Origin of the sequence: Pseudomonas sp. EGD-AK9, assembly GCF_000465935.2 — a bacterium.
Classification (GTDB): Bacteria; Pseudomonadota; Gammaproteobacteria; order Pseudomonadales; family Pseudomonadaceae; genus Aquipseudomonas.
Genome location: NZ_AVOF01000968.1, coordinates 1 through 545, shown reverse-complemented (window position 1 = coordinate 545; position 545 = coordinate 1). Strand labels below are relative to the sequence as shown.

Here is a 545-nt window from a genome sequence, read left to right as displayed (position 1 = left end):
ACGCGCCTCGCTGCGCCGCTCGAACAGGCTGCGCAGCGCGCCCAGCGGCGCCTGCTGGCTGCGCGCCAGGACGTAGCCGGCATAAGCCTGCACGGCGAAGCGGGTGTGGGCGAAGTCCTCGCTGTAACTGGCCTCGATCAGGCTGCTCTGCTGCAGGTAACGCAGCAGACGGTCGCTGGCCTTCTTCAGCGCCTCGGCCGGCACGCCGAAGCCCTGCTCGCGGGCACGCAGGAGGAAATCGGTGACATAGGCGGTGAGCCAGTATTCCTCTTCGCTCTCGGCGCTCCACAGGCCGAAGCCGCCGCTGTGGCGCTGCATGCCGAGCAGACGTTCGATGCCCAGCTCGATGCTCTCGCGGCGCTGCTCGTCCGGCTCGCCTTCCAGGCCGAGACGCTCGAGGCTGGCGGCGTCGGCGTAGAGCGAGGGGTAGAGGCCGCTGGTGGTCTGCTCCAGACAGCCGTAGGGGTAAGCCTTGAGCGCGCGGATCTGCTCGCCGAGGTTCAGCGGCGGCCGGCTCGACAGCGCCAGCAGCGCTTCCAGCCCGG

The 545-nt window shown here is 70.1% G+C and carries 1 pseudogene; it reads right to left on the bottom strand.

The features are described from left to right. Window positions 1-545: pseudogene (locus N878_RS25995) on the bottom strand (alpha-2-macroglobulin family protein); the annotation flags it as partial.